The sequence below is a fragment of the Nocardia mexicana NBRC 108244 genome (assembly GCF_001613165.1).
GTDB classification, from domain to species: domain Bacteria; phylum Actinomycetota; class Actinomycetes; order Mycobacteriales; family Mycobacteriaceae; genus Nocardia; species Nocardia mexicana.
Window position 1 is genome coordinate 1 of the sequence record NZ_BDBV01000070.1, and the last position, 24,962, is coordinate 24,962.

At 68.0% G+C, this 24,962-nt stretch carries 22 protein-coding genes, 2 tRNA genes and 3 pseudogenes; 16 read left to right on the forward strand and 11 right to left on the reverse strand.

What is annotated here, in order from left to right:
* The 5 genes and pseudogenes from NM1_RS26670 to NM1_RS26690 all read left to right on the forward strand — a co-directional run.
* Positions 1–301: pseudogene (locus NM1_RS26670) on the forward strand (DNA topoisomerase IV subunit B); the annotation flags it as partial.
* A gap of 112 nt (positions 302–413) precedes the next feature.
* Positions 414–2,924, forward strand: a complete 2,511-nt coding sequence (gene gyrA, locus NM1_RS26675; RefSeq protein WP_068025513.1) for a DNA gyrase subunit A — start codon at positions 414–416, stop codon at positions 2,922–2,924.
* A gap of 61 nt (positions 2,925–2,985) precedes the next feature.
* On the forward strand, positions 2,986–3,933 hold the full coding sequence (locus tag NM1_RS26680) for a DUF3566 domain-containing protein (RefSeq protein WP_068025516.1): 948 nt from the start codon (positions 2,986–2,988) through the stop codon (positions 3,931–3,933).
* A gap of 119 nt (positions 3,934–4,052) precedes the next feature.
* A tRNA-Ile gene (locus NM1_RS26685) sits at positions 4,053–4,126 on the forward strand.
* 73 nt (positions 4,127–4,199) lie between these two features.
* A tRNA-Ala gene (locus tag NM1_RS26690) sits at positions 4,200–4,275 on the forward strand.
* 3 nt (positions 4,276–4,278) lie between these two features.
* Here the strand turns inward: NM1_RS26690 and NM1_RS26695 are convergent.
* Positions 4,279–5,562 carry a cytochrome P450 family protein gene (locus tag NM1_RS26695; protein WP_068025519.1) on the reverse strand — a complete coding sequence of 428 codons (1,284 nt, stop codon included), beginning with the start codon at positions 5,560–5,562 and terminating at the stop codon, positions 4,279–4,281.
* Positions 5,563–6,046: 484 nt separating this feature from the next.
* Here NM1_RS26695 and NM1_RS43610 point away from each other — a divergent pair, with 484 nt between their 5' ends.
* Positions 6,047–6,154, forward strand: coding sequence for a DLW-39 family protein (locus NM1_RS43610; RefSeq protein WP_211339437.1), 108 nt, complete (start codon positions 6,047–6,049; stop codon positions 6,152–6,154).
* 1 nt (position 6,155) lies between these two features.
* On the opposite strand, the gene NM1_RS26700 is transcribed toward NM1_RS43610, so the two are convergent.
* Both NM1_RS26700 and sigJ read right to left on the reverse strand, forming a co-directional pair.
* A complete protein-coding gene (locus NM1_RS26700; protein WP_068025522.1) occupies positions 6,156–6,959 on the reverse strand; it encodes a transglutaminase-like domain-containing protein in 804 nt (267 codons plus the stop codon).
* Positions 6,956–7,861 (reverse strand): RNA polymerase sigma factor SigJ, encoded by a 906-nt coding sequence (gene sigJ / locus NM1_RS26705; RefSeq protein ID WP_068025525.1) that lies wholly within the window; start codon positions 7,859–7,861, stop codon positions 6,956–6,958. The genes NM1_RS26700 and sigJ overlap by 4 nt, the downstream gene beginning before the upstream one ends.
* A 107-nt stretch (positions 7,862–7,968) precedes the next feature.
* On the opposite strand from sigJ, the gene NM1_RS26710 reads away from it, so the two are divergent.
* On the forward strand, positions 7,969–8,376 hold the full coding sequence (locus NM1_RS26710; protein ID WP_068025528.1) for a nuclear transport factor 2 family protein: 408 nt from the start codon (positions 7,969–7,971) through the stop codon (positions 8,374–8,376).
* 22 nt (positions 8,377–8,398) lie between these two features.
* Here NM1_RS26710 and NM1_RS26715 read toward each other — a convergent pair whose 3' ends face one another.
* Positions 8,399–9,250 (reverse strand): NAD(P)H-binding protein, encoded by an 852-nt coding sequence (locus NM1_RS26715; protein ID WP_068025531.1) that lies wholly within the window; start codon positions 9,248–9,250, stop codon positions 8,399–8,401.
* Positions 9,251–9,416: 166 nt separating this feature from the next.
* Between NM1_RS26715 and NM1_RS26720 the strand changes: the two genes are divergently transcribed.
* From NM1_RS26720 to NM1_RS26745, 6 genes are all read left to right on the forward strand, one after another.
* A complete protein-coding gene (locus tag NM1_RS26720; protein ID WP_068025534.1) occupies positions 9,417–10,421 on the forward strand; it encodes an adenylate/guanylate cyclase domain-containing protein in 1,005 nt (334 codons plus the stop codon).
* Positions 10,422–11,117: 696 nt separating this feature from the next.
* Entirely contained in the window at positions 11,118–12,137 is a 1,020-nt protein-coding gene (locus tag NM1_RS26725) for an ATP-binding cassette domain-containing protein (protein ID WP_068025537.1), read from the forward strand.
* Positions 12,134–12,982, forward strand: coding sequence for an ABC transporter permease (locus tag NM1_RS26730; RefSeq protein ID WP_084520081.1), 849 nt, complete (start codon positions 12,134–12,136; stop codon positions 12,980–12,982). Before NM1_RS26725 ends, NM1_RS26730 begins: the two co-directional genes overlap by 4 nt.
* 69 nt (positions 12,983–13,051) lie before the next feature.
* Positions 13,052–13,249 carry a hypothetical protein gene (locus NM1_RS26735; protein ID WP_068025539.1) on the forward strand — a complete coding sequence of 66 codons (198 nt, stop codon included), beginning with the start codon at positions 13,052–13,054 and terminating at the stop codon, positions 13,247–13,249.
* Positions 13,250–13,319: 70 nt separating this feature from the next.
* Positions 13,320–13,847 carry a peptidylprolyl isomerase gene (locus NM1_RS26740; protein ID WP_068025566.1) on the forward strand — a complete coding sequence of 176 codons (528 nt, stop codon included), beginning with the start codon at positions 13,320–13,322 and terminating at the stop codon, positions 13,845–13,847.
* A 154-nt stretch (positions 13,848–14,001) separates the two neighbouring features.
* On the forward strand, positions 14,002–14,730 hold the full coding sequence (locus NM1_RS26745) for a rhomboid family intramembrane serine protease (protein ID WP_373864069.1): 729 nt from the start codon (positions 14,002–14,004) through the stop codon (positions 14,728–14,730).
* A 17-nt stretch (positions 14,731–14,747) separates the two neighbouring features.
* Here NM1_RS26745 and NM1_RS26750 read toward each other — a convergent pair whose 3' ends face one another.
* Positions 14,748–15,197, reverse strand: a complete 450-nt coding sequence (locus NM1_RS26750) for a PH domain-containing protein (RefSeq protein WP_068025544.1) — start codon at positions 15,195–15,197, stop codon at positions 14,748–14,750.
* Between the two features lie 96 nt (positions 15,198–15,293).
* Positions 15,294–15,560, reverse strand: a complete 267-nt coding sequence (gene crgA / locus NM1_RS26755) for a cell division protein CrgA (RefSeq protein ID WP_068025547.1) — start codon at positions 15,558–15,560, stop codon at positions 15,294–15,296.
* Positions 15,561–15,785: 225 nt separating this feature from the next.
* Between crgA and NM1_RS26760 the strand changes: the two genes are divergently transcribed.
* The 3 genes from NM1_RS26760 (at position 15,786) to NM1_RS26770 (ending at position 17,816) form a co-directional block, all read left to right on the forward strand.
* Positions 15,786–16,424 carry an aminodeoxychorismate/anthranilate synthase component II gene (locus NM1_RS26760; protein WP_068025549.1) on the forward strand — a complete coding sequence of 213 codons (639 nt, stop codon included), beginning with the start codon at positions 15,786–15,788 and terminating at the stop codon, positions 16,422–16,424.
* A 103-nt stretch (positions 16,425–16,527) separates the two neighbouring features.
* Positions 16,528–17,334 carry a RibD family protein gene (locus NM1_RS26765; protein WP_211339438.1) on the forward strand — a complete coding sequence of 269 codons (807 nt, stop codon included), beginning with the start codon at positions 16,528–16,530 and terminating at the stop codon, positions 17,332–17,334.
* Positions 17,331–17,816, forward strand: coding sequence for a dCMP deaminase (locus NM1_RS26770; protein WP_084520083.1), 486 nt, complete (start codon positions 17,331–17,333; stop codon positions 17,814–17,816). Before NM1_RS26765 ends, NM1_RS26770 begins: the two co-directional genes overlap by 4 nt.
* A gap of 3 nt (positions 17,817–17,819) precedes the next feature.
* Here NM1_RS26770 and pknB read toward each other — a convergent pair whose 3' ends face one another.
* The 5 genes and pseudogenes from pknB to NM1_RS43140 all read right to left on the reverse strand — a co-directional run.
* Complete coding sequence (gene pknB / locus NM1_RS26775) at positions 17,820–19,715, reverse strand: Stk1 family PASTA domain-containing Ser/Thr kinase (protein WP_068025551.1); 1,896 nt, start codon at positions 19,713–19,715, stop codon at positions 17,820–17,822.
* The gene (locus tag NM1_RS26780; RefSeq protein ID WP_068025554.1) at positions 19,712–21,241 is read right to left on the reverse strand and encodes a protein kinase domain-containing protein; all 1,530 of its coding nucleotides are present in this window, start codon (positions 21,239–21,241) and stop codon (positions 19,712–19,714) included. The genes pknB and NM1_RS26780 overlap by 4 nt, the downstream gene beginning before the upstream one ends.
* A gap of 105 nt (positions 21,242–21,346) precedes the next feature.
* The gene (locus NM1_RS26785) at positions 21,347–22,813 is read right to left on the reverse strand and encodes a peptidoglycan D,D-transpeptidase FtsI family protein (protein WP_068025557.1); all 1,467 of its coding nucleotides are present in this window, start codon (positions 22,811–22,813) and stop codon (positions 21,347–21,349) included.
* An 89-nt stretch (positions 22,814–22,902) separates the two neighbouring features.
* Positions 22,903–24,345 (reverse strand): annotated as a pseudogene (locus NM1_RS26790) (FtsW/RodA/SpoVE family cell cycle protein); the annotation flags it as partial.
* Positions 24,345–24,962, reverse strand: a pseudogene (locus NM1_RS43140) (serine/threonine protein phosphatase); the annotation flags it as partial. The pseudogenes NM1_RS26790 and NM1_RS43140, both read right to left, overlap by 1 nt.

Here is a 24,962-nt window from a genome sequence, read left to right on the forward strand (position 1 = left end):
CGACCCCGAGTTCGCCTACTCCGACCGCGAGCGCGACGCGCTGCTGGAACAGGGGCTGGCGTCCGGCAAGAAGATCAACAAGGACGACGGTGTGCAGCGCTACAAGGGTCTCGGTGAGATGAACCCGAAGGAGCTGTGGGAGACCACCATGGATCCGAGCACGCGGTTGCTGCGCCTGGTGACGCTGGATGATGCGGCCGCGGCCGACGAGCTGTTCAGCATCCTGATGGGTGAGGACGTCGAGGCCCGGCGCAGCTTCATCACCCGCAACGCCAAGGACGTCCGCTTCCTCGATCTGTGATTCCGGCGAAAAGCGTGCCGGAAATACGAGGGGGCGGCATGCCGGGAATGCGGGGGCTGCGCGTCGGCCCGCACCGAGACCACTCGAAAAGACTTCTTACGGAGACTAATTCATGACCGAGACCACTTTGCCTCCCGACGGCGGCGACCGTATCGAACCGGTCGACATCCAGCAGGAGATGCAGAACAGCTACATCGATTACGCGATGAGCGTGATCGTGGGCCGCGCGCTGCCCGAGGTGCGCGACGGCCTCAAGCCGGTGCACCGCCGCATCCTGTACGCGATGCACGACAACGGGTATCGGCCCGATCGCGGCTACGTGAAGTCGGCCCGCCCGGTCGCCGAGACCATGGGTAACTACCACCCGCACGGCGACTCGGCGATCTACGACGCCCTGGTGCGCATGGCGCAGCCCTGGTCGATGCGCTACCCCCTGGTCGATCCCCAGGGCAACTTCGGTTCGCGGGGTAACGACGGCCCCGCCGCCATGCGCTACACCGAGTGCCGGCTCACCCCGCTCGCGATGGAACTGCTGCGTGAAATCGACGAGGAGACGGTCGATTTCATCCCCAACTACGACGGCCGGTCCATGGAGCCGGTCGTTCTCCCCAGCCGTGTCCCGAGCCTGTTGATGAACGGTTCCGGCGGTATCGCCGTCGGCATGGCCACCAACATCCCGCCGCACAACCTCAACGAGGTGGCGGAGGCGATCTACTGGGCGCTGGACAATCACGAGGCGGACGAGGAGACCACGCTCGACGCCTGCATGGAGCGGGTCAAGGGCCCGGACTTCCCGACCAGCGGCCTGATCGTCGGCACGACCGGCATCCAGGACGCCTATCGGACCGGTCGCGGGGCGATCCGCATGCGCGGCGTGGTGGAGATCGAGGAGGACAACAAGGGCCGCACCACGATCGTCATCACCGAGCTGCCCTATCAGGTCAATACCGACAACTTCGTCAACTCGATCGCCGAGCAGGTGCGCGACGGCAAGATCGCGGGAATCTCCGACGTCCACGACGAGTCGTCGGATCGCGCGGGCCTGCGCATCGTGGTGACCGTCAAGCGCGACGCCGTCGCCAAGGTCGTGCTGAACAACCTGTACAAGCACACCCAGCTGCAGACCAGCTTCGGCGCCAACATGCTGTCCATCGTCGACGGCGTGCCGCGCACGCTGCGGCTGGACCAGATGATCCGGCTCTACGTCGCCCACCAGTTGGACGTCATCGTCCGGCGCACCCGCTACCGCCTGCGCAAGGCCGAGGAGCGGGCCCACATCCTGCGTGGCCTGGTCAAGGCGCTGGACGCCCTCGACGAGGTCATCGCGTTGATCCGGCGCTCGGCGAACACCGACACCGCTCGGACCGGACTGATGGAACTGCTCGACATCGACGAGGTCCAGGCGACCGCGATCCTGGATATGCAGTTGCGCCGGCTGTCCGCCCTGGAACGCCAGAAGATCATCGACGAGTTGGAGAAGATCGAACTCGAGATCGCCGACCTGAAGGACATTCTGGAGAAGCCGGAGCGGCAGCGCGCGATCGTCCGCGACGAGCTGCAGGAGATCGTCGAGAAGTACGGCGACGATCGCCGCACCAGGATCATCGCCGCGGACGGCGATGTGGCCGACGAGGATCTGATCGCCCGCGAGGACGTGGTCGTCACCATCACCGAGACCGGCTACGCCAAGCGCACCAAGACCGACCTCTACCGCAGCCAGAAGCGCGGCGGCAAGGGCGTGCAGGGCGCCGGGCTCAAGCAGGACGACCTGGTCCGGCACTTCTTCATCACCTCTACACACGACTGGTTGCTGTTCTTCACCAACCTCGGCCGGGTGTACCGGGTCAAGGCGTACGAGCTGCCCGAGGCCAGCCGCATCGCGCGCGGCCAGCACGTGGCCAACCTGCTGGCCTTCCAGCCGGAGGAGAAGATCGCCCAGGTCATCCAGATCAAGACCTACGAGGATCAGCCGTACCTGGTGCTGGCGACCCGCAACGGCCTGGTGAAGAAGTCGCGGCTGACCGATTTCGACTCCAACCGCTCCGGCGGTATCGTCGCGGTGAATCTGCGCGACAGCGACGAATTGGTCGGCGCCGCACTGTGTTCGGCGGACGACGACCTGCTGCTGGTCTCGGCGCACGGTCAGTCGATCCGCTTCGCCGCCAACGACGAGGTGCTGCGCCCGATGGGCCGCGCCACCTCCGGCGTGCAGGGCATGCGGTTCAATACCGACGACTGGCTGCTGTCGCTGAACGTGGTCCGCGACGATACGTTCCTGCTGGTCGCGACGTCCGGCGGCTACGCCAAGCGCACCGCGATCGAGGAGTACACGGCGCAGGGCCGCGGGGGTAAAGGTGTATTGACGATCCAATACGATCCGAAACGTGGCAACCTGGTGGGCGCACTCATCGTCGACGACGAGGATGAGATCTATGCAATCACCTCCGGAGGCGGTGTGATCCGGACGGCGGCGAATCAGGTGCGCCGCGCTGGACGGCAGACCAAGGGCGTGCGATTGATGAACCTCGGCGAGGGCGTTACGTTGCTTGCGATCGCGCGCAACGCCGATGAGCCCGACCAGGTTTCCCTCGAAGAGGAGGCCGGCGGTGCTGACAAGCAGTAGGTTCGGAAAGCAGTAAGTTTCTTCACAGGCAGCGGCGGCACGACGGATCGAAGGAATCCCATTGACCACTCCGAATCAGCCGAATGACGAGCGGCACCACGCCAACGGTGTGACCGAGCGAATTGCGCCGTCTCCGATTCCGCCCAGGCCCGTTCCGCGGCCGGGGCCGGGAGGTGACAACGGCTCGGGAGGAGCATCCGAAGTGTCCGACAAGCAGGGTGACGGCGGAGAGCAGGCCGCCGCCGAGGGCGAAGCACGATTCGAGAAGGGCTGGTCGCAGCTGCCACAGCGAGAGCCGCAATCGAATCTGCATCGTCCGGGAGAGCCGCCGGTAGCGGGCCGGCCGCCGGCGGCGCCGAGCGGTGGTGGTCTCGGCGGCGGCATGACCAATGCCCGCACCACCGCGGACCTGGCGGCCAAGGCGGCCCGCAAGGAGGCCGCCATGGTGAAGTCCGTCGGCATCGACGGACCCACCCGCAGCATCGCCAGGCCGGAACTGGTCAAGGACATGCCGGATCTGTCGGAACTGCGGCATCCGCTGCCTCCGACGGAGGCGCCGGGCATGCAGGGCATGCCGCCGGGTATCCAGCAGCCGACGGCCGTCTCGCCCGCGGTCCCGGCGGCGGTCGCCGCGGCGGCCGGCGGCGAGCCGCTGCGGGCGACGGTGCAGGTGCGCCACATCGATCCCTGGTCGACACTGAAGGTGTCGCTGGTGATCAGCGTGGCGATGTTCTTCGTGTGGATGCTGGCGGTCGGCTTCCTCTACATCGTGCTGTCCGGCATGGGTGTGTGGGACAGGCTGAACAGCAGCTTCACCGACATCATGTCCAACGGCAGCTCGACCTCCACCGAGTTGATCGACGCCGGAACGGTGTTCGGGTACGCGGCGGTGGTCGGCTTGATCAACGTGGTCCTGCTGACCGCGCTGTCCACGGTCGGTGTGTTCATCTACAACCAGTGCACCGATCTGGTGGGCGGCGTGCAGGTCACGCTGGCCGACCCGGACTAGTAGGTTGGGCCGGTGCCCGCCGTCGGCGGACACCGGCTCCTCTACCAGCCGTTTTGTCGTTACCGCCGCAGTCCGGTAATCTTTGCTCTCGGCTCGGGGACGAAGTCCGAGAGTCGTATGGGTCTATAGCTCAGGCGGTTAGAGCGCTTCGCTGATAACGAAGAGGTCGGAGGTTCAAGTCCTCCTAGACCCACTCCCTACCATCACCGCGGATCACGCACCCGAGGTACGGTGATTAGGGATTCATACGTCGCACGGCGACATCAGGGGCCTTAGCTCAATTGGCAGAGCACTGCCTTTGCAAGGCAGGGGTTAGGGGTTCGATTCCCCTAGGCTCCACCATCCTCACACGACGGTCAGCGGCGGGGACTTCGGGAAAATCACCGGCAGTTCCGCCAGCGATCGGTGGAACGGGCCCGGCCGCCACACCAACTCGTTCGCCGGTATCGCGAGCTGAATCTCCGGCAGGGCATCGAGGAGTTGGTCGATGGCGTCCTGGGCGACCAAGTAGGCCACCGACTTCGCGGGACACATGTGCGGCCCGGCGCCCCACGCCAGATGGGATCTGTTGCCGGTGCGGTCGTCGGTGCTGACGGCGGGGTCGTTGCCCGCCGCGGCCATGCTGATCATCACGGGCTGGTGCGCGGGCAGCCAGACCTCGTCGTTCATCAGCATCGACTGCCGCGGATAGGTGACGCAGTAGTTCGCCAGCGGCGGATCGGTGGACAGGACGGTGTCGAGTGCGTCTCGGGTGGCCAGGCTGCCGCTGAGCAGATCGTCGGCGAAATTGTCGTCGGTGAGCATGTACCGCAACGTATTTGCGATGAGGTTCACCCCGGGCTCCTGACCCGTGGAGTACATGGTGGCCAGCTGGTGCACGATCTCCTCGTCGTCCAAACCCACGGGATGGGCGAGCAGTTCGCTGGTGATGTCGTGGCCGGGCTCGCCGCGCCGGTACGCGACATGCTCGCGCAACGCATCGAGCAGCACCTTGTTGCCCAGTTCCGCATTGCCCTGCGCGTCGAAGATCATCGTCGCCGCCCGCGACACCCGCTCCCCGACCTCCGGCGTGCAGCCCAGCATGTGGTCGAGCGTGTGGCGCACCAGCGGGCGGATGTACTGCCCGAGCAGGTCGGCCTCGCCGTATCCACAGAACGTGTTGATGAGCGGGACGGCGATCCGCTCGACGACACCGTGCATCGCGTACAGATCGACCCGCTCGATGGCGGCGACCGACGGCTCCCGGTAGCGCTCGTGCGCCGAGCCGGTGTTGAACAGCGCGTTGGGGCGCCACGCGAGCATCGGCAGCACCGGACAGTCTTCGGGGACGTCCTTCTGCCAGGTGCGCGGGTCGGAGGAGAAGTGCTCGTGGTCGTGCAGGATCTTCACGGCCATCCGGTAGCCGATCACCAGGGTGGCCGGCACGTCCGGGGCCAGCTCGACCGGGACCAGTGACCGATGATGGCCACGCATCTCGCTGTACGCGGCATGCGGATCGGCGGCGAACTGGTCACTGTGCAGCAGGAAATGGGGTACGTCGGGACGGATCGGTGAACCCTGCGCGACAGGGCAGGAGTCACCGGCCCGCGCCGACTGCGTCGTACCCGGCGTTCGAGGGGGTGTGGTCACGAGTGGTCTCCAGACGTGGACAAGACGCGATGTGGCCGGCGGCAGCGGAATTCGACATCGACTTCCCCCTTCCGGCGACCGGGATGTATCCGGCACCCGAGCAGATTCGGGGACGCGCACGCCCGCGCGGAACAGCTGTCGCTGTGCGGTTTTCGAGTAACTCGTCGGTTCATCCGTCCGCTGACGTCGTGTTTGTCGAACCTCTTGCAGGTAACACCGAACTGAGCAAACTTGTTGCCGGAGAGTTTCTTTCGGGCAACAGTCCCACAGCCTAGTCAACCGCGTAGCATCCCGCAGGCTATCCGATGAGGTGGCTTGAAACCGCTGGTAGACGGGTCTATCCCCCTGGAAATAACAAACAAACCGGCCGCTCCGCAACTGCGTCGGACAGTAGCCTCGTCCGTTGCCGCGCAGGCCATCGCGGTGAACTCTTCGCCTCGTCCTGCCCGCTCCCACCACCGGGCATCGCAGTAGGGTGGGGTGCATGAAACTTCTCCTTACGATCGGCGTCGTCGCCGCGGTTGTCGTTGTCTTCAGCAAGTTCCGCCAGCGCAATGATGCGGATATGTGGCACGAGGTCACCAACCGCTGAGTCAGGAGATCGATACCGGCCGCGTGATGTCGTCGACGGGCAGGGGTCCGTCGACGAAGGCGCTCACCGAGAGATCGTTGACGGTGATGGCGCCGCCGTGATTGTCGAGGAAGGCGATATCGGAGGCGTCGCGGCCGGTGGCGATGCGGACCAGGCTCGGTCGCGGGGCGAGGAAGGACGGGTCGAACGCCTGCCAGACCCCGCGCACGTACGCCTCGGCGACGCAGTGGAAGTCCATCGGAATGCACCCGGGCGCGTACACCGAGGCGATCCGGGCCGGTACGCCGACCGCGCGCAGCAGCGCCACCACCAGATGCGCGTAGTCCCGGCACACGCCGCTGCCCGTCAGCAACGTTTCGACAGCCCCGTCGCTGGGGTCGCTGCTGCCCGCGACGTAGCTGACCCGGCGGGCGACCCAGCTCGAGATCCGGGCGGGCATATCCGGATCGTCTACGCCACAACCGAATTCGGTGGCCGCGAAGCCCAGGAGCTTATCGGACTCGGCGAACCGGCTCGGGCGTAGGTAGACGGCGAGGTCGTAGTCCGAGGCCGGTTGCGGCGCAGCGGAACCCAGTACCGTCGCGTTGTAGTACGCCCGCAGATTCCCTGCGGGCGAATCGAATACGTGAATTCTGGTGCCGTGCGGTCCGTACACCTCCCGGGGCACGATGCTGCGACCGTCGAGGACGAAGTCCATCGACTCGATCAGCTCGATCCCCGGCAGCCGGGCGACGGCGATCTGGAACTCGAGCACCGTGGGAGCGTGGACCTCGACGTCGAGATGGGCGGAGACGTCGCGTTTCATTTCTCCATTGTGGTCCCGGGGATGACCGGATTCGTGCAGGACGGCGGTCCGAAATGGTCGGGTGGGATTCCGGTGAGCTTGTCGGGATTCAGTACCAGGCGTATGGCGTGGATGCGGTCGCCGTCGATATCGAGTGACAGCACGCCGTACAGGGAGTTCCCCGCGGTCAGTACCGCTCCCGGGCCGGAATTGACCGCGGCCGCTTGCCAGGCGAGATCCGCCGGCCACGCCCAGGTGACCGAGCACAGGTAACCGGCGACCGTGCTCAGGCCCGACAGCGGCGCCCGAGGCGTTTCGGACTTGCCGTCCGCGTCGGCGCTGAAGACCACGTCCGGGGCGAGTAGCCGGGTGAGGGCCGTGAGATCACCGCCCGCGGCCGCGGCGAGGAAGCGCTCGGTGACCTCGCGGTGCTCGCGAGGTGACGCCCGGTACCGCGGCCGCCCGGCCCCGACATGCTGCCGGGCCCGGTAGCCGAGTTGTCGCGTCGCGCGCTCGGTGCGGCCGAGCAGGTCCGCGATCTCGGCGTGTTCGAAGCCGAAGATCTCGTGCAGCACGAAGACGACCCGCTCGGCGGGGTGCAGCGACTCCAGTACGACCAGCAGTGCCATCGAAACCGATTCGGCCAGTTCGGTATTCGTGTCGGGCCCGGTGAGCAGCGGTTCGGGCAGCCACGGCCCGATGTAGGTCTCCCGGCGTGCCTTCGCCTTTCTCAGGTGATCGATCGCGAGCCGGGAAACCAGCCGGAACAGGTAGGCGCGCGGGTGTGCGACGGCGTCGCGGTCGACGTCTCGCCAGCGCAGCCACGCCTCCTGGAGCACATCCTCGGCCTCCGTGCGGCTGCCGAGCATGCGGTAGGCCGCCGCGAACAGCTCCGCGCGGTGTTGTTCGAAATGCACACCCATACCTGTCAGACGAATCGGATCGGTCGTTCGTCACGCGTGACGCGGACGGGCCCGGGATCCGTCCTTCCTGCACAGCCAGAACCCGATGCCGGAAGGACTGATTCCCCATGACCGACAACCGACTCGCCCGCACCGAGGCCAACCGCGCGGTGGTACTCGAGCTCTACCGCAGCTTCGGCGCCGGAGACCAGGACGGAGCGTTCGCGCTGGTGCACGACGAGTTCGTGACGCACAATCCGCGGGTGCCGCACGATCGGTCGACCGGCACCGGCAAGCAGGCGTTCCGGGCCTTCTTCGCGACCCCGGCCGGGCGCGCGCTGGCCCAGGCCACCCAGGATGTGGTGCGCGTCGTTGCCGACGACAACCTTGTCGCCGTGCACATCCGGTTGACCGCCGAGGGTGGCGAGACCGCGATCGTCGACCTGTTCCGGCTGCAGGACGGGCTCGTCGTCGAGCATTGGGACGTCGTCCAGCCGGTGCCCGCCGCGCTGCCGCATCCACACGGAATGTTTTGAGCCGCAGGGGTTCCGGCAGCGGTCACGCCGTACCCGAGGGTTCGAATGCCGCCCACACCCCGGTGGCCGCCGTTTCCCGGACATAGTCGGTGAAATCCCTGGGTTTGCGGCCCAGGGCCAGTTCCACGCCGTCGGCGGTGGCCGAATTGCGGCCGTCGAGGATGGTCCCGAACAGGTAGTCGAGCAGTCCGATCTCCTCGGCGGGCACGCCGTAGTCGGTCAGGGCCGCGACGAAGTCCGCCCGGGTGATCGGTACGAAGGCGATGTCGCGGCCGGTGGTGTGGGCGATCTCGGCGACAGCCTCCGGAAAGGTCAGCGCACGGGGGCCGGTCAGTTCGTAGACCGCTCCGGTATGCCGGTCGTCGGTGAGCGCCGCGATCGCGACCGCGGCGATGTCGTCGGCGTCGATGAACGGCTCGGCTACCGCACCGGTGGGCAGGGCCACCTCGCCCGCCCGGAGGTAGTCGGTGAAGGCGCCCTCGCTGAAGTTCTGGGCGAACCAGCTGCAGCGCAGGATCGTCCAGGGCACACCCGAATTCCGCACGATCTCTTCACATTCCGCGGCCTCCGGTTCACCGCGGCCCGAGAGCAGTACCAGCTTGCGGATCCCGTGTCGTCGGGCGGCGGCGGTCAGGGCGTGGACGGCCTCCGGCGCTCCGGGCGCGGCGAGGTCCGGCTGGTAGGCGATATAGACGGCCGTGGCGCCCGCCAGCGCGGCATCCCAGGTCGCACGGTCGGTCCAGTCGAAAGACGGTGTCGCCGACCGTGATCCGATCCGTACCGGGATCGACCGCGCCCGGAGCTCGGCGGCCACCCGGCTGCCGGTCTTGCCGGTGCCGCCGAGAACGAGTACTGGATTGTTCGAATTCGTCATGAATCAAGTACAGCCGCGGTCGCCCGGACCGAACATCGTCCAGGAGATCGCGAACATACGTCAGCGTCTGCCTGACCACCGGAGGCGGTCCGCGGGGGCGGGACACGGGCCTGTGAGTAATCACTACTCCGCCGGTGGGGGATGAGGCTGCCCGTAAGGTCGGAATATGACCTCTCCGGAGTTGGCCGAGCTGGTGCAATCGGTTGTCGAGCCGTATCTGCTGCACGGCCCGCGCCGCTATACCCGCGAGGACGTCTCACGGCAGTCCGGGCTGCCCTCCGAGCTGACCCGCAGGTTGTGGATCTCGCTCGGTTTCCCCGCCAATCCGGACGATCACGCGATCGAATACACCGATGCGGATATCGAGGCGGTCAACAACTTTCAGAGCCTGGCGGCACTGGCGTCGACCGACCTGCGGCAGCAGTCGGGGGCCGCCCGGACCCTCGGCCAGTCCATGGCACGACTGGCCGAATGGCAGGTGGATCTGGTGGCCGAGGAGATCGTGGACCGGATCCGGGCGATCACCGCCGCCGATCCGGACGCGGACGAGGTGGCCGTCGCGCAGGAGGCCACCGAGGAGGTCGTCTCGACGCTGCAGCAGCTGCAGGCGTACGCGTGGCGGCGGCATCTGGCGGCCGCGCTGGCCCGTTCGCTGGACGGGGACGGCACCGGCGGCGACACCGTGCGGGACCTGGCCGTGGGTTTCGCCGATATGGTCGGTTACACCCGTCTGACCCGCCATCTGGATCCGGAGGAGCTGACGCGGCTGCTGGAGTCGTTCGAGACGATCACCACCGACGCGATCACCGGTAACGGCGGGTGGGTCATCAAGAACGTCGGCGACGAGGTCATGTTCGCCGCCGAATCGGCGGTCGTGGGAGCGCGCATCGCACTGGCCATCCAGGAGGCCACGCTCTCCGCGGGCACCACGCCGGAGCTGCGGGTCGGGTTGGCGTACGGCGAGGTGCTGCAGCGGTTCGGAGATCTGTACGGATCGGTGGTCAACATGGCCGCGCGGCTGACCGGTGTGGCGCGGCCCGGAACGGTGCTGATCGATGACGCCGCGGCCGCGCAGCTGGCCGGTGAGTCGGAGTTCGCGCTGCGGCACCTGCGCAGTGTGCGGGTGCGCGGTTTCAATCGCCTGCGTTCGCATGTCCTGCGCCGCGCCTGACCTCTGCCGACGCGGCGGCGAACGTCCTGGAAAATTAGGAGCGGGCCTCGGCGAAGGGGGGGAGTTAGCCGAGGCCCGCGTAAGGTCGGCCCGGGGGGGAGGGGCCGACGTGAATGATCCTACGCGACGATCCACGGTTGTGGGTGTATGAGGGCCGCCACTTTCGGAAAGTTTTTGGGTGGTGGGATCTCGGTGCCGGATTCCGGTGCCGCACAGGGGTCGTCGCTTGTCCACGGTGTCATTCGAATGTGTTGGGGTGCAGCGGATTACGCGGACCGAGTGCGGCATTCCCGCGAGCGGTCGGCGGTGGCCGGTGCGCCGGATCCGGTGGCGCGCACCGGCCCGTTTCGGTAGCGACGTTCCGTATTGCCCGGATTTCCGGGCGTGTCGATCGGCCCCGGTCGAGTACCTGTGCGCGACTCAGAACAGGTAGTGCACTACTCAGGACTCCGGCCACCCCGGCGGGCGACGATGTACTCGGCCGCATCCCGCCGGCACCCCCGAGCACCGCCGGATCCCCGGGATGCGGCCTCCTGCTGTCCGGATGTCGTGGGAGTTGTCGTGCGAGGCCACAGCATGTGGACGCGCCGACCGGGGCGCTGCATTAATCGCATGAACTTGTCGGTGGGGTGGGCAATACTTGGCTGCAGTGTCGCTGAGGTCACTGCACATCCACCAAGAAACGTCAGGAGCATCATGCCCGACGCCATAATCGCCGAGGGTCTGGTCAAGACATACGGAAAGCTGACCGCCCTCGATCATCTCGATCTCACGGTGCCGGAGGGTACGGTCACCGCGCTGCTCGGCCCCAACGGTGCCGGCAAAACCACCACGGTCCGGGTGCTGACCACACTGCTCATCCCGGATTCGGGTCGGGCAACCGTGGCCGGTATCGACGTGTTGCGCGAGCCGCAGCGGCTGCGCGCACATATCGGTGCGTCCGGTCAGTACGCGGCCGTCGACGAATACCTCACCGGCTTCGAGAATCTGGAGATGGTGGGGCGGCTGTACCACATGGGCGTACAGCGCAGTAAGGATCGGGCGCGGGAACTGCTGGAGCGGTTCCGGCTCGCAGATGCCGCCGACCGGCCGGTGAAGGGGTACTCCGGCGGTATGCGCCGCCGTCTCGACCTGGCCGGCGCGCTGGTCGCCAATCCGCCGGTGCTGTTCCTCGACGAGCCGACCACGGGCCTGGACCCGCGGGCGCGGCTGGATCTCTGGGATGTCATCGAGGAATTGGTCGCCGGCGGCACCACGCTGCTGCTGACCACCCAGTACATGGAGGAGGCCGACCGGCTGGCCGACGCCATCGCCGTCATCGATCACGGCAAGGTCATCGCCCGCGGCACGGCCGACGAGCTCAAGACCATGGTCGGCGGCGACCGCATCGAACTGACCGTCGACCATGCCGACAGCCTCGCGGTCGCCCAGCAGGCACTGGAGGGGCTGGCGGTCGGCGAGATGCACCTCGAGCCGGGGCTGCGCCGCATCACGGTACCCGTCAGCGAGGGCTCCCAGGCGCTGGTGAACGCGATCGGCAAGCTGTCCGAGCACCGGGTCCAAATCCACGACGTCGGGCTGCGGCGCCCCTCGCTCGACGATGTGTTCCTCACTCTGACCGGTCACGAGGCCGAGGAGTTGGTCAGCGAGAACGGCAGCGCCAACGGTAAGCGCACCGCCGATCGCGTCGAAGCAACGGAAGGAAAAGCCCGATGAGCACCGCAACGGCGCTCGCCGACCTGCCCCCCTTCGGGCAGCGCATGTCGATGGTGGTCAGCGACAGTCTGACGATCACCAAGCGCAACGTCATCAAGATCAGGCGCGTCCCGGACGTGCTGATCTTCTCGACGCTGTCGCCGATCATGTTCGTTCTGCTGTTCGCCTACATCTTCGGCACGGCGATTCAGGTGCCCGGGATGGAGGGCGGATACCGGGAGTTCCTGATCGCGGGCATCTTCGCGCAGACCTCGGTCTTCGGCGCCACCTTCACGGGGTTGAGCCTGGCCGAGGATATGCAGAAGGGCATCATCGACCGGTTCCGCTCGCTGCCGATGGCGCCGGTGGCCGTACTCATCGGCCGCACGGCCGCCGATGTGGTGATCAACGTGGTGAGCCTGGTCGTGATGTCGCTGACCGGTCTGGTGGTCGGCTGGCGGATCCGCGGATCGCTCCTCGACGCGGTGCTGGCCTACGTCCTGCTGCTGCTGTTCGCCTACGCGATCTCGTGGATCATGGCCGTGGTCGGTCTGATCGTGCGAGCGCCCGAGGTGTTCAACAACGCCAGCTTCATGGTCATCTTCCCGCTGACGTTCCTGGCCAATACCTTTGTGCCGCTGAACAACCTGCCGGGGCCGCTGCGTGTCTTCGCCGAATGGAACCCGGTCTCCGCGGTCACCCAGGCCACCCGTGACCTGTTCGGCAACACCAGTCCGATGGCTCCCCCGGGGGACGCCTGGCCGATTCAGCATCCGGTGGCGACGACCCTCATCTGGGTGGTGATCATCCTGGCGGTGTTCGTGCCGCTGGCCGTGCGTCAGTTCAAGCGCTCGGTCAGTCGCTGACCCGATGCGATGCGACCACTGTGACCAGCCTTTCCTGCGCGAAATGTGTTGCTGTGCCACAGTGGTCGCATGCAGTTGGGGAGTTCGGGAAAATCCGGCCGGTTGCGCAACCGGCTCATCGCCGCCGTCCTCGTCGGATTCGCGGGCAGTGCCGCGTGGCTGGCGGCCCGCCGCCGCCCCCAGCTTCCGGAACCCGCCGCGGAACCGCCGCGCCTCGGCTACTCGACCAACGGGTCCACGCCGCAGGAAGCCGCCCGGTTGCCCTAGCACGTCGCGGCGCGGCCCGAAGATGGTGGGATGCAATTCGGTTCGCGGCTTGCGTGGCACGATGTTGGGCGTGACCTCACCGAATCAGACCGCCGTGGCTACGCTGCACACCAACCACGGCGACATCAAGATCTCGCTCTTCGGTAACCACGCCCCGAAAACGGTGCGCAACTTCGTCGGCCTGGCCGACGGGTCGGCGTCGTACACGACGCAGAACGCGAGCGGCGGTACGTCCGGCCCGTTCTACGACGGCAGCATCTTTCATCGCGTGATGGACGGTTTCATGATCCAAGGTGGTGACCCGACCGGCACGGGCCGCGGCGGTCCCGGCTACGAATTCGGCGACGAATTCCATCCCGAGCTGCGCTTCGATCGCCCGTATCTGCTGGCCATGGCCAACGCCGGGCCGGGGACCAACGGTTCGCAGTTCTTCGTCACCGTCGGCCCGCAGCCGCACCTGAACCGCCGTCACACCATTTTCGGCGAGGTGGTGGACCCGGACTCGCGCAAGGTGGTCGACGCCATTGCCGCCACCGCGACCGACCGCAATGATCGTCCGAAGGACGAGGTCGTCATATCCTCGGTCACCATCGCCTGAATCCCATCGGAGTTCCGTGAATCCCCACCCGCCCGCACCGACCTGCTTCCGCCATCCCGATCGGCCCACCGGCCTGGCATGCACTCGGTGCGGGCGGTCGGCCTGCCCGGACTGCCTGCGACCCGCCTCGGTAGGCCAGCACTGCGTGGACTGCCTGCGACGAGGCCAGGCCGATGTGCGGCCGGTGCGGACGGTGGCGGGTGCGCCCGCCGCCGGTCGGGCCGTGCCGTACGTGACCTACGCCTTGATCGCGCTCAACGTCGCCATCTACGCGATCACCGCCGCGCAGGCGAACAGTATCGGTGACAATCGCCGGTCCCAGCTGTTCTTCGACTGGGTGCTGGTTCCGCCGGCGGTGGCCGACGGGCAGTGGATCCGGGTCCTCGGGTCGGGATTCCTGCACTACGGGCCGGTACACCTGCTGGTCAACATGTTCGCGCTGTACATCCTGGGCCGCGACTGCGAGATGGTGCTCGGGCGACTGCGGTTCGTCGCGGTGTATGCGGCCTCGCTGCTGGGCGGATCGGCGGCGGTGATGTGGTTGGCGCAGGACGCGGCGACGGCGGGCGCATCCGGTGCCATCTACGGCCTGTTCGGGTCGATGACGGTGATCCTGCTGCGGCTGCGGCAGAGTCCGACGCAGATGCTGGTGCTGATCGTGATCAACGTGGTCATCAGCGTCTCGCTGCCCGGCATCTCGCTGTGGGGGCATCTCGGCGGTCTCGCCGCCGGCACCCTCGCCACGGGAGGCATCCTGTTCCTGCCGCAGTGGCTGAAGGCCAGGACCCCGGAGATGGCCCGCGCGACCGGTTGGGTGTCGGTGGCGGGCGTCATCGTGATCAGTCTCGCGCTGATCGGTACCGCGGCGGTGTCGCTGGCCTGATCGGTCGGCGAACGAGGTCAGTCGCGAACGAGTCCCTGCACGGTCATCGCATCGAGCACATCCTGGGGATGGGTGCCGAGATCCCAGCGCCCGAAGATCAGCAGCCGCTCGTTGCCGTCGTGCTCGACGTCGATCTCCAGATTGGGCACCCGCCGCCCGAGCCGCCGGAAACCGACCACTCGGGCCTTCAGGATCTGCTGGGGCCGGTACGCCACGGGGCCGAGAAGGCCGCGCACGACCAGGGTGGGCGGATCGCCGGGGACGACGGTCAGCCGCGGCCGCTGGCGCAGCCCCAGACCGGCCAGCCCCAGCAGCAGCACCGCCGCGAGCCCGATCAGCAGGCGGCTCGGCGCGTCGGAGGCGAATACCGCGGCGACGGCCAACGCCACCCCGCCCACCGCCGTCGCGGCGAGCGCGGCGGGCGGAGTGGACCAGCTGAGCCGGATCTCCGAATCGGATGCGGTCACGGTCCCCAATCGCTCCTCGAGTTGTCCACAGATTCATCCACAAGTGTGAATGAATGACACGTGTGTAGCGCCGTGACCCGGCGATTCACCGCGGGGTCAGCGCCACCGCATCGTCATGATCAGGCCGATCACCATGAGGCCGAAGCCGATCAGGAAGTTCCAGGCGTTGAGGTTGGCCATCCACTCGATCTTGTCGTTGGCCAGGTAGTACACCAGCAGCCACACCAGCCCGGCCAGCATGAAGCCGAGCATGATGGTGACGTACCAGACCGGCGAGGGGCCGCCCTTCACCTTCACCGGCGTGCGGCTGGCAGGGTTGATCGTGTAGTCGGTCTTCTTGCGGCGGACCTTCGACTTGGGCATGACGTCCTCGTATTCGGCGTACAGGTCGTACCGGCGGGGGAGTGCAGCCGAGCATCCCCTCGGCGGCACTGGTCGACAAAGCAGCGCTGTCGGCAACGCCGCTCGCACCTGCCGGTCTGACTAAAGGCTATCCCAGCTGGGTGTACATCCGGGGCCCGGACTGTTGTCGGCGGCCCCGCCAGGTATTCCCGCGACTGCGCAGGGCCGCCCACGTACTCTCGAACCATGCGTGTACTGGTCGTCGACAATTACGACAGCTTCGTGTTCAACCTGGTGCAATATCTGGGCCAGTTGGGTGTCGAGGCGACCGTCTGGCGCAACGACGACCCGCGACTGGAACCTCTGGACGATGTCGTCACGGGCTTCGACGGCGTGTTGATCAGCCCGGGGCCCGGCACTCCGGACCGGGCGGGTGCCAGCATCGAGCTGGTGCACGCCTGTGCCCGACACCGCGTCCCGCTGCTCGGCGTGTGCCTGGGTCACCAGGCCATCGGCGCGGCGTTCGGCGCCACCGTCGCCCGTGCGCCGGAACTGCTGCACGGCAAGACCAGTTCCGTGTTCCATATCGGCGCCGGTGTGCTGGCCGGGCTGCCGGATCCGTTCACCGCCACCCGCTACCACTCGCTGACCGTGCCCGAGGACACGCTGCCCGCCGAGCTCGAGGTGCTCGGCCGCACCGAATCCGGCATCGTCATGGCGATGCGCCACCGCACGCTGCCGATCCACGGCGTGCAGTTCCACCCGGAGTCGGTACTTACCCAGGGCGGGCACCGGATGTTGGCCAACTGGCTGGAGGTGTGTGGGCAGCGCCCGCCGGAGGGCCTGGTCCAACAGCTGGAGTCCGAGGTCGCGGCGCTGGTCTGAGCGAGCGCCGAGCGGAAGCCGCGAGCACCGGCCGGGTCCGAGGGATGCGACCCGCGTGGAGCGCCGATCCACGGCGTCGGGTGTGTCCGGGAAGATGCATCGTATGAGTGACAGCGATGCGGCGAGTGCGACGGCCGACGGGAGCCGGGCAACCGTCTCCGGCGATCCGGCCGTGGCTGATGGGAGCGGTGTGAAGCGCCCCTATGTGCTGCTGTCGGTGGCGGTGAGCATCGACGGCTACATCGATGACGCGAGTCCCGAGCGACTGCTGCTGTCGAATCCGGAGGACTTCGATCGGGTCGATGCGGTGCGCGCCGACAGCGATGCCATTCTCGTCGGGGCCCGGACGCTGCGCCGCGACGATCCGCGCCTGCTGGTCAACAGCGAGGAGCGGCGGGCCCGGCGGGTGGCGGCGGGCAGGCCCGAGTATCCGCTCAAGATCACCGTCTCCGCGGGCGGCGACCTCGAGCCCGGGTTGCGCTTCTTTCACACCGGCGGAGAGAAGCTGGTCTACACGACCGACGCCGGAGTCGCGCGCCTCGGTGAACGGCTCGCAGAGCTGGCCGAGGTCGTGTCCCTCGGGGAGACAGTGGATTTCGGTGCTCTGCTCGAAGATCTCGGGCGCCGCGGCATTGCCCGGCTGATGGTGGAGGGCGGCGGCCACATCCACACCGCCTTCCTGGCGCACGGCCTGGCCGATGAACTGCTGCTGGCCGTGGCGCCGGTGCTGGTCGGCGACCCGGACGCGCCGCGATTTCTGAATCCGGCCGACTTTCCCGGCGGATCCGGGCGCAGAATGGTCTTGGCGGATGTCACCCGCGTCGGTGATGTCGCGCTGCTGCGCTATCTGCCGACACGGACCGAGGCACCTACCGAGGGAAGGCCGCACGATATGGAAGCCCCACAGTGACATCGCATTTCGCGGACCTGGGTGCGGAAAACCGTAAGACACACCGGTTCTGGATGCATCACGCGATCGGGCTGGCCCGCCTGTGCCCGACGAGCCCGACCGCCTTCTCCGTCGGTGCGGTGGTCGTCGGCGCCGACGGAGTCGAACTGGCGCACGGCTATTCGCGCGAAACCGATGCGAAGGTGCACGCGGAGGAGTCCGCGCTGAACAAGCTCGGCGACGACCCGCGGCTGCCTCGGGCCACCCTCTACAGCACCCTGGAGCCGTGCTCGCAGCGCGCCTCCCCGGACCGCGCGCCCTGCACCGATCGCATCCTGGCCGCCGGGCTCGCCCGGGTGGTCATCGCCTGGCGCGAACCGTCCACCTTCGTCGACAACTGCGTGGGCGTCGAGAAACTGCGCGAACAGGGCGTCGAGGTGATCGAACTCCCGGACATGGCCACCGAGGCCATGTCCATGAACCGCCACCTCGACCTGTCGTAATCGTCAGGGCGGGCCGAGTACACCGGTCACGATCGTGACGGTGCCGTTGCGGGCCAGCGAGGCGCCCGCCTTGGGCTGCTGATCGACGATGCGCCCGACATTGCCCGCGTCGAAGGTGCCCTGCGTGGTCTGCACGATCTGACCGGCGCCCCCGGACCAGCCCGCGGCGCGCAACCGCTCGACGGCCTGCGACGGCGTCATTCCGACCAGCGACGGCATCTGGATCTGGTCGTTGGACACCTGCACGGTGATCGTCGAACCGCGGTCGGCCATCGAACCGCCCGCCGGATCGGTGGACAGCACCTCGCCGCCCGGCCGGGAGGAGGTCACCTTCTGGATGACCACCTTGAATCCGGCGCTCTGCGTGAGATTCGGCTCGGCGATGTCGATCGTCTGGCCGACGACATCGGGTACCCGTACCTGCTCCGGACCCTTGCCCAGGGTGATCGTCACCGTGCTGCCCGCGTCGATCCTCGAACCCGGCGTCGGCTCCTGCTTGATCACCTTGTCCTTGTCCTCGACGCTGGACCAGTCGCGCTTGATCTCGGAGTCCATCCGCAGATTGGAGGCTTTCAGCTGCTGTTCGGCCTGCTGCAGAGTCTGCTGGGCCAGCTGCGGAACCGGCACCTGTTCGGGGCCCTTGGACACCAGGACGGTGACGGTGCTGCCCTTGTCCGCGCGCGAGCCGCTGATCGGCTGGGTTCCGATCACGTTGCCGATGGCGACCTTGCTGTCCGCCTTGTCCTGGGTGGACACGTTGAAGCCGGCGTTCTTCAGTTCGTTCTGGGCCTGCTGGGACGACTTGTTCGACACGTCGGGCACGGCCACCATCTCCGGGCCGCTGCCGGGGCCGATCAGAAACCAGAACAGTGCGAAGATCACCGCCAGCGCGCCCAGGCCGCCCGCCGCGAGCAGTGCCGTGCGGCGGCGGGGTTCGTCCGGCTCGGGCTCATCGAGGTCGTCGCGCTCGACGGTGCGGTAGGTCCGGGGCGCCGCGTCCATGCTGCCGAGGATCGTGGTGCGGTCCTCGTCGGTCATCACCATCGGCGCGTGCGGCTTCTGACCGCCGAGCACCCGGATCAGGTCGGCGCGCATCTCCGCGGCCGTCTGGTAGCGGTTGGCCGGGTTCTTGCTCATCGCCTTGAGCACGACCGAATCGAGTTCGCGGGGCACCCCGGGATGCACGTGCGAGGGCAGTCGCGGATCCTCCCGGACATGCTGATACGCGACCGCCACCGGTGAATCGCCGGTGAAAGGTGGTTCGCCGGTGAGGATTTCGTAGAGCACGCAGCCGACGGAGTAGACGTCGGAACGCGCGTCCACCTGTTCGCCGCGGGCCTGCTCGGGCGAAAGATATTGCGCGGTACCGATGACCGCGGCCGTCTGGGTCATCGGATTGGAGCTGTCGGCGATCGCGCGGGCGATGCCGAAGTCCATCACCTTCACCGCGCCCTGGCGGTTGATCATGATGTTGGCCGGCTTCATGTCGCGATGCACGATGCCGTTCTTGTGGCTGAAATCCAGTGCGGCGCAGACGTCGGCGATGACCTCCATCGCGCGCCGCGGCGGCAGCGGGCCCTTGCCGCGCACGATGTCGCGCAGCGTATCGCCGTCGACGTACTCCATCACGATGTAGGGCAGCGGCCCGCCGTCGACCTCGGCCTCGCCGGTGTCGTACACCGCGACGATCGCCGGATGATTCAGCGCGGCCGCGTTCTGCGCCTCCCGCTTGAACCGCAGATAGAAGGTCGGGTCGCGGGCCAGATCCGCGCGCAGCACCTTGATCGCCACGTCGCGACCCAGCCGCAGGTCGCGCGCCTTGTGCACCTCGGACATGCCGCCGAACCCGATGATCTCGCCCAGCTCGTAGCGAGAGGAGAGATTCTTCGGGGTCGTCATGGCAGTCCTTGCGGTTCTGTGGCCGGGGAACTACTGCTGTCGGTGGTGCCGCTGCTGGTGCCGTGGAGGCCGTTCGTGCCGTGGCGCCCGTTGGTGCCGGTGGTGCCGTCGACACCGGGGATCCCCGGCAATGGTATTTCCAGAGACGGCCGAGGTATGCGACCCGTGGTCGTCGGCGCGGTCGTCGATCGCTGCGGTTTCGTGGTGGTGGTCGGCGCGGGCGTGGTGGTCGGCGGTTCCGTGGTCGTCGTCGGCGCCTCGGTGGTGGTGACCGGAGGTGGCGGCGGCTGGTACCGCGTGGTGGTCGGCGGTTCCGAGCTCGTGGTCGGTGGCGGCGGCGGAGGCGCGACGACCGATGTGGGCGCCTTCTGCGGCGTGGGCGCCGGCGGATCGCCGCTCAGCAGCACCCACGCGGCGATGCCGCCCAGCGCCAGCGCGCCGATGCCCAGGCCCGCGAGCGCCTTCTGACCGGTGGTGAACCGCCCCTTGCGCTCGTCCTCGGGCGGGTGGCCGGGCATGGCGGTCGTCCCGGCGAAGTTCTGCGGCCGCGATGTCGGGTTCGAATAGCGAACGGTCGCATCGTCGTAGTCGCCGCGCGGCAGCACCGCGGTCGGCCCGGCGGCGGGAGGCAGTACCCGTGCCGCACCGGTCTGCGGGGAGGCGGGCCCACCGGCATTGCGGGGTGGCGGCGGGCGGCGCCCGGCACGGACCGCGGCCACCGCATCGGCGAATTCGCCACCGCTGCTGTAGCGCTGGGCCGGATCCTTGGCCATGGTGGTCTCGATCAGCTCGCGCACGTTCGGCGGCAGATCCGCCGGCATCGGCGGCGGGGCCTCGCGCACATGCTTCATCGCGACCGTGAGCGCGCCGTCACCGGTGAACGGCCGCTGCCCGGACAGCGCCTCGTAGCCGACCACGCCGAGCGAGTAGACGTCGCTGGCGGAGGTGGCGTCCTCGCCGGTGGCCTGCTCGGGCGCGATGTACTGGGCGGTGCCCATCACCATGCCGGTCTTGGTCACCGGGGAGGCGTCGACGGCCTTGGCGATGCCGAAGTCGGTGATCTTCACCTGACCGGTCGGCGTGACCAGGATGTTGCCGGGCTTCACGTCGCGGTGCACCACGCCCGCCGCGTGCGCCACCTCGAGCGCCCGCCCGGTCTGTTCCAGCATGTCCAGGCCCTGGGCCACCGACAGCCGGTTCATCCGGTTCAGCACCGCGTTGAGCGGCTCGCCCTGCACCAATTCCATGACCAGATAGGCGGTTTCGCCGCCCTGCGGGTCGAAGGTCTCGCCGTAGTCGTAGATTCCGGCGATCCCGGGGTGGTTGAGCTGGGCCGTGGTCTTGGCCTCGGTCCGGAACCGGTGCCGGAATGTCGGATCGGCGGAGAACTCCGCCTTGAGCACCTTGACCGCGACCCGTCGATCCAGCCGGGTGTCCAGCGCCTCCCACACTTGGCCCATGCCGCCGGTGGCGATCAGCCGTTGCAGTCGGTAGCGGTCCGCGATCATCGCACCGTTGTTCAGCATTGCAGCCCCCGTAGGCTCTCATTCATGGCGCCCGACCAGAGGCCCTGCGCGTGCACGCAAGCCTCGGGGCCCTGACTGCTCAGGCGTCCTAGCTCGTTCATCTGGTCAGCCCCCCTGCAGTCCGGCGTCGAGTACCGCCCGGGCGACGGGCGCGGCGACCGAGCCGCCGGTGGCCGCGAGTGCGCGGTCGCCGCCGTTCTCCACGATGACCGCGATCGCGATCTTCGGGTTCTGGGCCGGCGCGAAGGCCGTGTACCAGGCGTGCGGCGGGGTGTTGCGCGGATCGCTGCCGTGTTCGGCCGTCCCGGTCTTGGACGCGATCTGGTAGGGGCGTGACTGATTCCCTCCGGCTGTGTTCTTCTCGGACGCGATCATCAGGTTGGTCAGCTCGCTCGCCACCGGGCCGCTGATCGCCTGCCCGACCGAGACCGGCTTGGTCTTGGACAGCTCGCTCAGGTCCGGGCCCTGCAGCTGATCGACCAGATGCGGTTCCATGCGCACCCCGCCGTTGGCGACGGTGGCGGCGATGACCGCATCGTCGAGCGGGGTCAGCGCCACATCGCGCTGACCGATGCTGCTCTGTGCCAGGGACGGATTGTCCGGGATGGTCCCGACGGTGCTGTCGGCCCACTGGATCGGGATGCCCGCATGCGGGCCGATGCCGAACGCGGCGGCCTCGTCCTTGAGTTTGGCGGCACCCACCTTCATACCGATCTCGGCGAATGCCGTGTTGCAGGACCGCGCGAAGGCCTCCGACAGCGAGGCCGTGCTGCCGCTGCCGCAGTTGGAGCCGTTGTAATTCTCCAGCGTGGTGTTGGTTCCGGGCAGCGTGATGTTGGGCGCCGCGGTGAACTGATCGTCGGGCCTGATCCCCGCCGACAGCGCGGCGGCGGCCGTCACCACCTTGAACGTCGAGCCCGGCGGATAGGTCTGGGAGACGGCGCGATTGAGCATCGGCTTGCCGGGATCGGTCGACAGCGACTCCCACGCCTGGGTGCTCTTCGCGCCGTCGTGCCCCGACAGCTGATTGGGGTCGTAGCTGGGCGTGGACACCATGGTCAGGATGCGTCCGGTGCCGGGCTCGATCGCGACGACCGAACCGGTGTAACCCTTGCTCGTCAGCTGCTCGTAGGCGACCTGCTGCATCACCGGGTTGATGGTGGTGACCACGTTGCCGCCGCGCGGGTCGCGGCCCGAGATCATGTCGACCAGCCGCTTTCCGAACAGCTGGCTGTCGGAGCCGTTGAGCACCGAATCCTCGGCGCGCTCGAGTCCGGTGCTGCCGTACTGCATCGAATAGAAGCCGGTGACCGGGGCGTAGGCCATCGGATCGGTGGGATAGGTGCGCAGATACTTGTAGCGGTCGTCGGTGGCGACCGAGCTGGCCAGTACGGCACCGCCGCCGGAGATCTGCCCGCGCTGGCGGGAGTACTCGTCGAGCAGCACGCGCGAGTTGCGCGGGTCGTTGCGCAGGCTGTCGGCCTTGATCACCTGCACGTAGGTGGCGTTGGCGAGCAGGGCGACGATCATGACCATCACGGCGATGGCGACGCGGCGCAGCGGTGTGTTCATGCCGTTTCCCCTCTCGCCGAGGCCTGCTGGGCCTGATGACTGTGTTCCCGGGGCGCCGGTTGACGCGGGCCGCCGTCGCCCGAGCCGCGAATCATCTCCGTCGGCGCGTCCGCGATCGGCGCCTGCTCCCGGCGTCGCGACGGCGCCGGTGCGCGGGCGGCGTCGGAGACCTTGACCAGCAACGCCAGCAGGGCATAGTTCGCCAGCAGCGAGGATCCGCCGTAGGAGACGAACGGCGTGGTGAGGCCGGTCAGCGGGATCAGCTTGGTGACGCCGCCGACGACCACGAACACCTGCACCGCGATCGTGAACGACAGCCCCGCGGCCAGCAGCTTGCCGAAGCTGTCGCGCACCGCGAGCGCCGTGCGCAGCCCGCGCACCACGAAGATCGCGAACAGCATCAGCACCGCGGTCAGGCCGATCAGCCCGAGTTCCTCACCGATGGTCGCGACGATGAAGTCGGTCTTGGCGAAGGGCACCTGCGAGGGGCGCCCGCTGCCCAGGCCGGTGCCCGCCAGCCCGCCGGTGGCCAGGCCGAACAGCGACTGCGAGATCTGGTAGCCGGTGTTGTTGTAGTCCTCGAACGGGTGCAGCCAGGTCGCCACGCGCACCCGCACGTGCCCGAAGGAGTTGTAGGCGATGAAGAATCCGAGCGCCAGCAGCAGGCTGCCGACGATCACCCAACCCACCCGCTCGGTCGCGATGTACAGCAGCGCCAGCACGGTCGCGAAGATCAGCAGCGAGGTGCCCAGGTCCTTCTCGAAGACCAGCACGAGCAGGCAGACGAACCAGACCGCCAGAATCGGCCCGAGATCGCGGGCGCGCGGCAGCTCCATGCCGAACACGTGCTTGCCCGCGGCGGTGAACAGGTCGCGCTTGGCCACCAGCACCGACGCGAAGAAGATGATCAGCAGGATCTTGGCGAATTCGCCCGGCTGCAGGCTGAATCCGGGCAGCCGGATCCAGATCTTGGCGCCGTTGGTCTCCGACAGCGCGCTCGGCAGCAGCGCCGGGATGACGAGGGCGACCAGGCCGACCAGGCCGAGCGTGTAGCTGTAGCGGGCCAGCGTGCGGTAGTCGCGCAGCAGCACCAGCAGCCCGACGAACAGCGCGATGCCGAAGGCGGTCCAGAGCACCTGCTGATTGGCGTCGGGGGAGGGGATGGGCCAGTCGTTGTAGGCGGCGGTCTGCTCGTCGGCCAGGTCCACGCGATGGATCAGCACCAGCCCGATTCCGTTGAGCAGCGCCACGATCGGTAACAGCAGCGGATCGGAGAACGGCGCGAAGCGCCGCACCGCCAGGTGCGCGACGCCGAACAGCGCCAGATAGGCGAGCCCCAGCTTGGCCAGATCCCAGGTGATCTCCTGATCCTGGCTGGCCTCCACCAGCATCAGCGCGGCGGTGGTGATCACCACCGCGCCCGCCAGCAGCAATGCCTCGGCGTTGCGCCGGGTGGTCGGCGGCGGCGCAGGAGCGAAACCGCCCGGGGGACTGGGAAAGGCCCCCGCGGACGGCGGTGCCGGTGCGGACATCAGTCCGCCTTCCTGCAGTTCTCCCCCGGGATCTGAGGGGCCGGCGAGGTGCTCGTCGGCGGGGCCGGCTGCTCGGCCGGTGCATTGGTCGGGCCGGGGTTGGCCGGCGGGGTCGCGCTGGGCGACGGGGTGGGCCCGTTCGGGCTCTCACCCGGCTGTGCCGGGGGAGCCGGCGGCGCAGCGGGTTTCGCGCACGGCGGCAGCAGTTCCGAGGTGGTGAGCTTTTCGACCTGGCGGCGGGCGTCGCCGAAGGTGCCGGGCTGCAGGCCGTTGTTGACGACCTTGTCGCGCCCGGACTGCCTGAGGTCGTCGACCTGCAACTGCTTGCAGCTGACCGGGAAGCCCGCACCGGGCGATGTCAGTGTGAGCCGGCCGTCCCGGTCGACGCAGGCGAGCTGATCGACATCGCGGATCGAATAGCCCAGCACCGACCCGGGTAGTCCGCGCATGACCACCACGTTGCCGTTGTCGGCACCCACGTAGTAGTTGCTGCGAATCATCTTGTAGCCCACCACGAGTCCGACCGCCACCGCGGCGATCAACGCCACCGACAGCAGGATCCAGCGCAGCTTGTGGCTCTTGCGGGCGGCGGGTGGCTCGGGCGCCACGGGCGCGCG

What these genes read in the sequence shown, in the direction of transcription:
- gyrA (WP_068025513.1), top strand. Translation starts at nt 414, where the DNA reads ATGACCGAGACCACTTTGCCTCCCGACGGCGGCGACCGTATCGAACCG.
- NM1_RS43610 (WP_211339437.1), top strand. Translation starts at nt 6,047, where the DNA reads ATGAAACTTCTCCTTACGATCGGCGTCGTCGCCGCGGTTGTCGTTGTC.
- NM1_RS26700 (WP_068025522.1), bottom strand. Translation starts at nt 6,959, where the DNA reads ATGAAACGCGACGTCTCCGCCCATCTCGACGTCGAGGTCCACGCTCCC.
- sigJ (WP_068025525.1), bottom strand. Translation starts at nt 7,861, where the DNA reads ATGGGTGTGCATTTCGAACAACACCGCGCGGAGCTGTTCGCGGCGGCC.
- NM1_RS26710 (WP_068025528.1), top strand. Translation starts at nt 7,969, where the DNA reads ATGACCGACAACCGACTCGCCCGCACCGAGGCCAACCGCGCGGTGGTA.
- NM1_RS26715 (WP_068025531.1), bottom strand. Translation starts at nt 9,250, where the DNA reads ATGACGAATTCGAACAATCCAGTACTCGTTCTCGGCGGCACCGGCAAG.
- NM1_RS26720 (WP_068025534.1), top strand. Translation starts at nt 9,417, where the DNA reads ATGACCTCTCCGGAGTTGGCCGAGCTGGTGCAATCGGTTGTCGAGCCG.
- NM1_RS26725 (WP_068025537.1), top strand. Translation starts at nt 11,118, where the DNA reads ATGCCCGACGCCATAATCGCCGAGGGTCTGGTCAAGACATACGGAAAG.
- NM1_RS26730 (WP_084520081.1), top strand. Translation starts at nt 12,134, where the DNA reads ATGAGCACCGCAACGGCGCTCGCCGACCTGCCCCCCTTCGGGCAGCGC.
- NM1_RS26735 (WP_068025539.1), top strand. Translation starts at nt 13,052, where the DNA reads ATGCAGTTGGGGAGTTCGGGAAAATCCGGCCGGTTGCGCAACCGGCTC.
- crgA (WP_068025547.1), bottom strand. Translation starts at nt 15,560, where the DNA reads ATGCCCAAGTCGAAGGTCCGCCGCAAGAAGACCGACTACACGATCAAC.
- NM1_RS26760 (WP_068025549.1), top strand. Translation starts at nt 15,786, where the DNA reads ATGCGTGTACTGGTCGTCGACAATTACGACAGCTTCGTGTTCAACCTG.
- NM1_RS26765 (WP_211339438.1), top strand. Translation starts at nt 16,528, where the DNA reads ATGAGTGACAGCGATGCGGCGAGTGCGACGGCCGACGGGAGCCGGGCA.
- pknB (WP_068025551.1), bottom strand. Translation starts at nt 19,715, where the DNA reads ATGACGACCCCGAAGAATCTCTCCTCTCGCTACGAGCTGGGCGAGATC.
- NM1_RS26780 (WP_068025554.1), bottom strand. Translation starts at nt 21,241, where the DNA reads ATGCTGAACAACGGTGCGATGATCGCGGACCGCTACCGACTGCAACGG.
- NM1_RS26785 (WP_068025557.1), bottom strand. Translation starts at nt 22,813, where the DNA reads ATGAACACACCGCTGCGCCGCGTCGCCATCGCCGTGATGGTCATGATC.